At 66.8% G+C, this 8,880-nt stretch carries 8 protein-coding genes and 1 pseudogene; 2 read left to right on the forward strand and 7 right to left on the reverse strand.

What is annotated here, in order from left to right; genetic code table 11:
• Positions 1 to 57: 57 nt before the first annotated feature.
• From glmS to C486_RS04375, 4 genes are all read right to left on the reverse strand, one after another.
• Positions 58 to 1,860, reverse strand: coding sequence for a glutamine--fructose-6-phosphate transaminase (isomerizing) (gene glmS / locus C486_RS04360; RefSeq protein ID WP_008453444.1), 1,803 nt, complete (start codon positions 1,858 to 1,860; stop codon positions 58 to 60).
• Positions 1,861 to 1,862: 2 nt separating this feature from the next.
• Entirely contained in the window at positions 1,863 to 3,041 is a 1,179-nt protein-coding gene (locus C486_RS04365) for a sugar phosphate nucleotidyltransferase (RefSeq protein ID WP_008453446.1), read from the reverse strand.
• A gap of 182 nt (positions 3,042 to 3,223) precedes the next feature.
• Positions 3,224 to 3,730, reverse strand: a complete 507-nt coding sequence (moaC, locus tag C486_RS04370; protein WP_152419123.1) for a cyclic pyranopterin monophosphate synthase MoaC — start codon at positions 3,728 to 3,730, stop codon at positions 3,224 to 3,226.
• Complete coding sequence (locus C486_RS04375) at positions 3,723 to 5,150, reverse strand: bifunctional ADP-dependent NAD(P)H-hydrate dehydratase/NAD(P)H-hydrate epimerase (protein ID WP_008453450.1); 1,428 nt, start codon at positions 5,148 to 5,150, stop codon at positions 3,723 to 3,725. Before C486_RS04375 ends, moaC begins: the two co-directional genes overlap by 8 nt.
• 97 nt (positions 5,151 to 5,247) lie before the next feature.
• Here C486_RS04375 and C486_RS04380 point away from each other — a divergent pair, with 97 nt between their 5' ends.
• Positions 5,248 to 5,745, forward strand: coding sequence for a hypothetical protein (locus C486_RS04380; protein ID WP_008453452.1), 498 nt, complete (start codon positions 5,248 to 5,250; stop codon positions 5,743 to 5,745).
• A gap of 222 nt (positions 5,746 to 5,967) precedes the next feature.
• Here the strand turns inward: C486_RS04380 and C486_RS04385 are convergent, their stop codons facing one another.
• A complete protein-coding gene (locus tag C486_RS04385; RefSeq protein WP_049910145.1) occupies positions 5,968 to 6,246 on the reverse strand; it encodes an acylphosphatase in 279 nt (92 codons plus the stop codon).
• 311 nt (positions 6,247 to 6,557) lie between these two features.
• Between C486_RS04385 and C486_RS04390 the strand changes: the two genes are divergently transcribed.
• Complete coding sequence (locus C486_RS04390; protein WP_049910134.1) at positions 6,558 to 7,772, forward strand: hypothetical protein; 1,215 nt, start codon at positions 6,558 to 6,560, stop codon at positions 7,770 to 7,772.
• 36 nt (positions 7,773 to 7,808) lie between these two features.
• On the opposite strand, the gene C486_RS04395 is transcribed toward C486_RS04390, so the two are convergent.
• Positions 7,809 to 8,690: a DNA-3-methyladenine glycosylase family protein gene (locus C486_RS04395; RefSeq protein ID WP_008453458.1), complete on the reverse strand. Its 882-nt coding sequence runs from the start codon at positions 8,688 to 8,690 to the stop codon at positions 7,809 to 7,811.
• Positions 8,691 to 8,799: 109 nt separating this feature from the next.
• Positions 8,800 to 8,880: pseudogene (locus C486_RS20815) on the reverse strand (IS6 family transposase); the annotation flags it as partial.

Raw genomic sequence — 8,880 nt, forward strand, 5'->3', positions numbered from 1 at the left:
GACCACATAAATCGGACCGATTCGACGTGCGACTCGACGACTGTACGCTCGCACGGCTCACTCGACGGTGACGCTCTTCGCCAGATTCCGCGGTTTGTCGATCGAGCGGCCGAGCAGGTTCGCGACCCAGTAGGCGACGAGTTGGAGTTGCACGTTCGCAAGCACCGACGCGCCGAGGTCGTCGACGGCGGGAAGCTCGAGGACGTGGTCCGCGTATCGCGCCACGTCGGACGTGCCGTCGGTAATCGCCACGACGGGCGCATCGCGAGCTTCGACCTCTTTGACGTTCCCGATCGTCTTCCGCGCGGTCTCGCCAGCACCGGTGACGACGGCGAACACGGGCGTCTGCTCGGTCACGAGCGCGAGCGGCCCGTGTTTCAGTTCCCCGGCGGCGAACCCTTCGGCGTGCCGATAGGTGATCTCCTTCATCTTCAGCGCGCCCTCGAGCGCGACCGGGTGGTGATACCCCCGACCGATGAAGAAGTAGGCGTCCGCATCGACGAACGTCTCGGCGACCGCTCGAGCGTCCGTCGTTTCGAGGATCGTCTGGACCTGGCCGGGGATGTCCCGAAGCGCCTCGAGTTCCCCACGCGTCGGCCCGTCGCCGAGTTCGAACGCCAGCAGCGCGAGGGCGAGTTGCTGGCTCGCGAACGTCTTCGTCGCCGCGACGCCGATTTCGGGACCGGCACGGATGTAGAGGGTGTGATCGCACTCCCGTGCGGCGGAACTCGCGACCGTGTTCGTCACTGCGAGCGTCGTCGCACCGGCGCGGTCGGCCTCGCGCAGTGCACGCAACGTGTCGGCGGTCTCGCCGCTCTGGGTGACGCCGACGACGAGCGTGTCCTCATCGACCGGGACGCGATCGCTCGCGTACTCGCTTGCGAGAAACGCGTGTGCGTCCATCCCGCCCGTTCGCAGTCGTTCCGCCCCAAACAGCGCCGCGTGATACGATGTTCCACACGCGACGAACTGAATCGGACCGTCGTGGTCGATGGTATCGAGCTCCGGAAGATCAACTGTCCCCTCGAGTTCGTCGATCCGACCGCGGAGACACTGCCGCAGGGAGGACGGCTGCTCGTGGATCTCCTTGAGCATGTAGTGGTCGTAGCCGCTTTTCTCCGCGTCTTCGGCATCCCACGCGACCGTTTCCGTCGCCCGATCGACGGGACGACCCTCGACGTCGGTGACGGCTACTGAATCGGCGCTCAGCCGGGCGATGTCGCCGTCCTCGAGGTAGCGGACCCGGTCAGTGTGCTCGACGAACGCGGGGACGTCGCTCGCGAGATACGTCCCGTGGTCGCCGAGGCCGACGACGAGCGGGGAGTCCTGGCGTGCCGCGTACACCGTCTCCGACCCCTCGACGACCGCGGCGATCGCGTAACTGCCCTCGAGATGGTCGACCGCCAGCCGGAACGCCTCCTCGGGGTCCGCGCCGCGATCGAGATAGCGCCCGATCAGGTGAGGGATGACTTCGGTGTCGGTCTCGCTGCGGAACGCGACACCCGCGTCGACGAGATCGTCGCGCAGTCGCTGGTAGTTCTCGATGATCCCGTTGTGGACGACGGCGACCCGACCCGCCTCGTCACAGTGTGGATGGGCGTTGTCGTCCGACGGCGCGCCGTGCGTACTCCAGCGCGTATGCCCGATCCCGACTGCTTCGCCGGCGAGTTCGTCCCGCGAAACCGTTTCCTCGAGCGCCGACAGTTCGCCGGCGGCCTTGGCGACCGTCATCTCGGGGGTCGGGATGGCCACCCCGGCGGAGTCATACCCGCGATACTCGAGCGCCGAGAGACCATCGAGGACGACATCGATGGCGTCGTTTCCGCCGATCGCGCCGACGTAGCCGACGATTCCGCACATCGTTACTGCACCTCGGTCCCGGTTTCGATCGTCCCCCGAACGGTCGTCCCGGCGTTGATAACGGCATCAGAGCCGACGACCGTTCCCGGCGCGTAGGTTACGCCGCCGCCGTCGCGAACGCGGTCGGCGAGCAACGCGCCCAGTCGCTCGGTTTCGTGAACACGGTCACCGACGCGGACGTCTCCGGGGCCGCCGACGACGGTCGAGCCGGGGCCAACCCGAACGTTGCGACCGGTAACGCAGTCGATGAGCGTCGCTCCCGACCCCACGCGCGTATCGGCGTCGACGACGCTGTCCTCGACGACGGCGTTCGCCCCGACCGTCGCGTTCTCGCCGAGTGCGACGTTCGGGCCGACGACGGAGTCGGGGCCGACGACGCAGTCCGCCGAGATCGCGACCGGTTCGACGATCGTCGCCGACTCGTGGACCCGCGCGTCCGCCGAGACCGAACTCCCGACGCCGTCCGCGTGCTCGAGGAGCGTCGCCGTCACCTCGAGGAGGTCCCACGGGTACGTCGCGTCGATCCAGATGCCGTCGGAGGTGACGCCGCGGACGGCCGCCCCGGCGTCGATCGCGTTCGCGATGCCGTCGATGAGCGAGTACTCGCGCAACTGCGGTTCCGGGCCGCGGAGGTACTCGAACAGGGCCGGTTCGAACGCGTAGACGCCCGCGTTGAGCTGATAGGTACGGTCGTCGCGGGGGTGCTCGACGATCTCGGAGATGTGGCCGTCGTCCCCGCAGATCACGCCGCCGTACTCGGCGACGTTCTCGTCTCGAATGAGTCCGAGCGTGGCGATGGCATCGCCGTCGTCGTGAGCGGTGCGGACATCCTCGACGAGTCGCGAGGCTACGAGCTGATCGCCGTTGAGGACGAGTCGCGGCTCCGAGACTTCGGATTCGGCCGCCAGCAGGGCGTGTCCGCTGCCGAGTTGCTTGTCCTGTCCGACGTACTCGAGGCTCGCGTCGCGGTACGTCGACCCGAAATGGGACTGGACGTGCGTCCGTCCGTAGCCGACGACGACGGAGATCTCCGTGATGCCGGCCTCGACGAGCGCATCGAAGACGTATTCGATGATGGGCTTGGTCGCTGCGGGCAGCATCGGCTTCGGCCGATACTTCGTCAGCGGCCGGAGGCGAGCCCCCTCTCCCGCCGCGAGGACTACCGCAGAACGGATCGTCATAGCGAGACTGAGAGTAATCGAGTCTTATGAGTCTTGTGTCTCGATCGGCGGCGTCCGACGTCAGCACCTCGATATCGCCGTCGTGACGCCACGTCGTCGCGCTGCGATCGGTGCCTAGATGATCGGTGTCTCGCTGGCCAGCACTTCAAGAGTGGGGTCCGTAGCGTCGTCGTCCACCCGGATCAGGCTCGTCGTTTCTCCTTCTCGAGGACGCGGACATTTTCGATCCCCGTGTCCGGGTACTGCCCGTCGTCGTCCTTTTCGATGGCCTTCACCATGTCCCAGACGACGTTCAAGCCGGTCGTCACGCCCTCGAGGGCCTCCATCTCACAGCCCGTTTTGCCGGTGGTTTCGACGTCGACGCGGAGTTCGATCCGGTCGTCGGCAAGCGAGAAGTCGGTGTCGACGTTCGTGATCGGGATCTGGTGGCACATCGGGATCGTCTCCCAGGTGTGCTTGACCGCCTGAATCGCGCCGACGCGGGCGGTCGCGAGCACGTCGCCCTTGCCCACCCGATCGTCTTGGATCGCTTCGATCGTCGACGGCCGGAGGTGAACCTCTCCGACGGCGACGGCACGGCGTTCGCTGTCCGGTTTGTCACCGACGTCGACCATCTGGACATCGCCGTCGGCCGTGGTATGGGTCAGTTCGTCGGCGGTCGCCGACTCGTCCTCGGACTCCTCACGCATCGCGATCACCCCAGAGGACCGCCGGCAGTTCCTCGACGACATCCGACGCGAGGAAACCGAACTCTTGGGACTCCGCGAGGCGTTCGCCCGCGATACCGTTGACCTGTGCGCCCGCCGCGGCGGCCTCGAGCGGCTCGGCGTGTTCCAGCAGCGCCGCGACGACGCCGGCGAGCGTGTCGCCTGTCCCCCCGGCTTTCATCCCGGGAGTTCCGGACCGGCTGATCCGCGTCCGTTCCCCGTCGGTAATGACGTCGGCTGCGCCCTTCGCGAGGACGACGTGGCCCAACTCGGCCGCAAACGACTCGATCTCGTCGGCCGCCGCAGCCAGCTCGTCGGTGTCCGGGCCGCCCATCCGCGCCAGTTCGGCCCGGTTTGGCGTACAGACCAGCGTGGCGTCGGTCTCGACCGACGGCACGACCTCGAGGGCATCCGCGTCGACGACCGCCTGCCCCGTGTACGAGGCGAGGAACTGCCGGACGGCCTGGCGGGTCTCGTCGGCGGTGCCGAGTCCGGGGCCGATGACGACGACGTCGTCGTAGCGTTCGGCGGTCTCGAGGAGGTCGTCGGCCACCGCGGGCGTGAGCACGTCGCTCTCGTAGGGCTGGACGATCAGGTCCTCGCCGTAGCCCTGAATCTCGCCGGCGACGGTGTCGGGTGCGGCGACGAAGGCGAGTTCCGCGCTGGCACGCAGCGCAGCCTGGGCGGCCAACGCTGGCGCGCCGGTGTAGGGACCGCCGCCGATGACGTACGGCCGCCCCTCGCGACCGTCGGGCCGCGCGAGGGCGATATCGCCGGGCCCGACGAACCGCTCCGCCGCGGCCGGGATGCCGATGTCCGCGACGGTGACGTCGGCGTCGAGGTCCGCGAGTCCTGGTTTCGCGTCGTGGAAGGTGACGACGCGGTCCGCCTCGACGCCGTTGGCCGCGTGGTCGCCCCCGTCGGCATCGAAGCCGGAGGGAACATCGACTGCCACGACGGTCGCGTCGGCCGCGTTGATTTCCGCGGCCGCGGTCGCCGCTGGCTCTCGGAGGTCGCCGCTGAGCCCCGTGCCCAACATCGCGTCGACGACGACGTCGCAGTCGGGGAGATCGACGCCGCTCGAGTCGGTGATCTCCCGGGTTTCGTAGCCGGCTCGCTCGAGGGCGGCCCAGTTCTCGCGGGCGATCTCGGTTCCGATCAGGTCCGCGCGGCCGAGCAGCAGCGTCGTCACGTCGTAGTCGTCCAGAAAGCGGGCCGCAACGAAGGCATCGCCGCCGTTGTTCCCACGACCTGCGACGATGACGACCCGAGCGCCGGAATCGGCGATCGCACGGATCGCTCGCGCCACCGCGTGCCCGCTCGACTCCATCAACTGCTTTCGCGCCACGCCAAGCGCCGCGGCGTTCGCGTCGACGGCGGCCATTCGCTCGCCTGTGATCATGGCTGGGCGTTCGACGGGCCGTCCGTTCAACGTTGCGGACACCACCGGCAACCATCGTAGGCAGCAGACCCAATTCCCTCGGGTCCCGTGCTCCGGTATGAACGTCTTCTGGCTCGACGAGGACCCGCGACTCGCCGCACGCTATCACTGCGACCAGCACGTCAACAAACTGTTGCTCGAGGCCGCACAGGTCCTCTGTACCGCGGCCAGGGAGAACGACCACGAGGCCGACTTCCTATACCGGGCGACCCACGTCGACCACCCCGTCACGAGGTGGGCCACCGAATCCCGCGCGAACTGGCTCCGTCTGCGGGAGCACGCCGCGGCACTGAACGCGGAGTTCGTCGAGCGCTACGGGAAAGACGACGACCACGCCTCCTGGCAGGTGATCGAGCGCATCGATCCCGCCGCGATTTCGTTTCCCGCCGACGAGCCGACACCCCGTCCGCAGGCGATGCCCGACCAGTACAAGCAGGCCGACGACCCTGTCGCCGCCTACCGCGCCTACTACGCCGGCGAGAAGGCCGACTGGGCCGAGTGGAAGTACACCGACGAACCGCCGTGGCTCGAGGCCTTGCTCCCGGAGCGCGAGTGAGAGGCACCCGACTCCCACGCGGCTTCTCGTCCGATCACGGCCGGACGTGGGGTTCCTGATCCTTCGATGCACGCCACAGCGGCCGGTTCGAGAGTCGGCTGGAATACCCGGAACTTGAAATCGCCGTGTGCAACGCCGCCGGTTCCGGTTCCGATTACATCGATATTCCGTCAGGACGCTGTTCCGCCGAGGTGGCGATAGTCGTCTCGAGCGATGGCTGACTCAGTACCTGATCTCGAACCCGTCCTCGCCCCGGGGCTCCTCGTAGTCGACCGTGACGTCTTCGACGTCGGCCGCGGGACTGCCCGTGTAACACCACTCGACCATCCCTTCGACGGCGTCTTTTGGGCCCTCGAAGATCGCTTCCACCCGTCCGTCGTTCAGGTTCTTCACCCAGCCGTCGACGTCCATCTCATCGGCCGTATCACGGGTGTTCGCGCGGTAGTAGACGCCCTGTACCGTCCCCGAAACGAACACGTGTGCGCGGGTTCGTGTTGCCATGTGAGCGGCATCGACCGCGACCGTGAAAAATCCGCTTCCGATCACCAGCCGGCGGAAGTATCGGCGATGCTTCGAACGGCCATTCAGTAACGGGACGGCATCGACATGGAGTTCGTTGCGAACGGCACGGTCACCGGCAGCCTCTCGACGGTGGCGATCACTCCCGTCTCGGATTCTCCAAAACCGGATACGGGGAGTACGACGAGTAGCGTTCCCTGGGATTTGACCCGTCGCAAGCGACGGACGCACTCGCGTTTTAGGCCAGCCTAAATAGTAAGACGTAAGTTGTTTTAGGCGGGCCTAAAAGTCGTATGCCACGATCGAAACGAAGCGGTTCGACTCGATTACTGACGGTGCTCGTTGCTGGACTGCTCTGCTGTTCGCTGCTCGGCGGGGTGGGAGCCGTCACCGCCTCCCCTTCGGACGTCTACGTCACCGTGTCGGATATCGCCGTCTCGGACGACGAGCCGACGACCGACGACGCCATCACGGTCACACCGACGATTCGACACTCAAGCGGACACGACGGCGGATTCCAGGTCACGCAGGTCGTGCTGGAGGCCCCTGACCGAGGCAAGGTCGACGAAGCCGACGCCCTCGGCGCGATCGCCTCCGGGGAGACCATCGACGTCCCCCTCCAGACGACGTTCGACACGGCGGGCGAGAAGCGACTCACCGTCAAAGTACGCGGTATCAAGGAAGACGCCGACGGGAACACCCAGCAGGTCGGTGTCATCGAGCGGCCCGTGTACGTCAGCGTTTCCGAACCCTCGTCGGACTCGGAGCCAGACCCGCGGCTCCGAATCGACGCCGACCGCGCGGTCGCCGGCACCGAGGTCCCGGTTACGGTCACGGTCTCGAACGGCGACGACGAGGCCCTGACCGACCTCGTCGCTCACCTCGACAGCAACGGCACCGTCGAAGAACCGACTCGAATCCGCCCGACGCTCGAGGCCGAGAACATGACCACCTTCGAGTTCCAGGTCCGAGCCGATGAACCCGGTCCGGACCGCCTCGAAGCCGCACTGGAATACGACGACGGCAACCGAGTGGAGACCGTCCAACCCATTCGAGTCGAACCGCTGCGCGAAGACGTCGATCTGTACGTCTCGGTTCTCGAGCACAACGAATCGACGGCGCTGCAGTACCGCGTCACCAATCGGGGGAACGCACCGATCGACGACGTAAGCATCTCGGGGCAAACGGAGAGCGAGCAGTTGCCGGGCGCGACGATCGCGACCGTCGACGCCGCTTCGGCCGAGACGGTGTCCATTCCCATCGACGAGGCGCTGACCGGGACTGCTGAGATCGAGGCGGCGTACACGATCGACGATCGCAGAAATCGGACGACTCGGATGATCGACCTCACCGAAACGACCGTGACCGAGTCCGGCGTCGGTCTCGGCGGCGGACAATCGATCATCGCCGCCGGCGTGTCGAGCGCGGGATCGCTGTTCGGGGCCGTGATCGTCCTTCTCGGCCTCGGTGGGATCTCGTTCCTGGGCTATCGCCAGTGGAACCGGTAAGCAAGCCGGAGATACTCGACCCTCCGCCGCCCCGCACTATGTGCCGGTTCTGAGGTGGTGAAAAACGTACGTCTGTGCGTAGCCGGCGTACTCACCGCCGAGTCGGCCGCGAAGTGCCCGCGAGGTCTCGGCGTAGGAGCCGCGATCGCACTCGGGATAGTACTCCTCGATCGCCGACTTGATCCACGTATCCAGCGGAACGGCCTCGTCGAAGCCCAGCGAGAACAGGAGCACGCAGTCGGCCACCTTGTCGCCGACGCCGACGAACTGCGTCAGGAACTCCCGCGCGGCTTCGTACTCGAGATCGCGTGCGTCGGCCGGATGGGCGTTGCCGTCCGCGACCATTTCGGCAGTTCGGACGACGTAGGGAGCACGATACCCCAAGCCGAGGTCGCGGAGTTCGGCTTCGGTGGCAGTCGCGAGCTGGTCCGGCGTCGGAAACGCGTGATAGGTCGCCCCGTCGAACGCGATCGGACTGCCGTATTCCCGCGCCAGCGCCGTGACCATGGTGTGAATGCGGCCGACCCGCATCTGCGCCGAGCAGATAAACGAGATCAGACAGCCAAACGGCGGGTCCCGAACGAGTCGCATCCCGGGGTGGGCCTCGTAGGCCTCCCGGAGCAACGGATCGTCCGGCCCGGCCGCGGCGATCGCCTCGAGGTCGTCCTCGAGGCGCAACAGTCGACGAACGGTCGACCCGGCGTCGGCCGTCGATTCCCATTCGAGGCGGCCGTCGCGGGTCCGAACGCGAATCACTTCGCCGTCGACGACCGTCGCGTACCACGCGTCGGGGGCCGGCGTGTCGGTATACATCTCGCCGTCCCCGCGCTGCCAGAGATAGCTCTGGCCGCTCTCGAGCGTTCGATACAGGTCGAGTCCGCCACCGAGATCGTCGATCGGGATGGTCCCCGTCTCCATTCGGTCGGTCCTTCGGGCGTGTGGGTCCTTTGCCTTTCGAAGCGATCCGCCGTGGGGCAGCCCCCGAACGGAGATGGCCCGTAGCGACGGCCCGGCCACACGGTCGTGTTTAGTTTGTAGCATTGTGCCAGACAGCGAAGGCTTGAAGCCAGGATTCTGCTGTTGACGGTTGTACGTGACTAAAGCAGTT

The organism is Natrinema gari JCM 14663, from assembly GCF_000337175.1.
GTDB lineage: Archaea > Halobacteriota > Halobacteria > Halobacteriales > Natrialbaceae > Natrinema > Natrinema gari.

Coding starts and splice junctions, on each gene's coding strand:
- glmS (WP_008453444.1), bottom strand. CDS start 1,860: ATGTGCGGAATCGTCGGCTACGTCGGCGCGATCGGCGGAAACGACGCC.
- C486_RS04385 (WP_049910145.1), bottom strand. CDS start 6,246: ATGGCAACACGAACCCGCGCACACGTGTTCGTTTCGGGGACGGTACAG.
- C486_RS04365 (WP_008453446.1), bottom strand. CDS start 3,041: ATGACGATCCGTTCTGCGGTAGTCCTCGCGGCGGGAGAGGGGGCTCGC.
- C486_RS04375 (WP_008453450.1), bottom strand. CDS start 5,150: ATGATCACAGGCGAGCGAATGGCCGCCGTCGACGCGAACGCCGCGGCG.
- C486_RS04380 (WP_008453452.1), top strand. CDS start 5,248: ATGAACGTCTTCTGGCTCGACGAGGACCCGCGACTCGCCGCACGCTAT.
- moaC (WP_152419123.1), bottom strand. CDS start 3,730: ATGCGTGAGGAGTCCGAGGACGAGTCGGCGACCGCCGACGAACTGACC.
- C486_RS04395 (WP_008453458.1), bottom strand. CDS start 8,690: ATGGAGACGGGGACCATCCCGATCGACGATCTCGGTGGCGGACTCGAC.
- C486_RS04390 (WP_049910134.1), top strand. CDS start 6,558: ATGCCACGATCGAAACGAAGCGGTTCGACTCGATTACTGACGGTGCTC.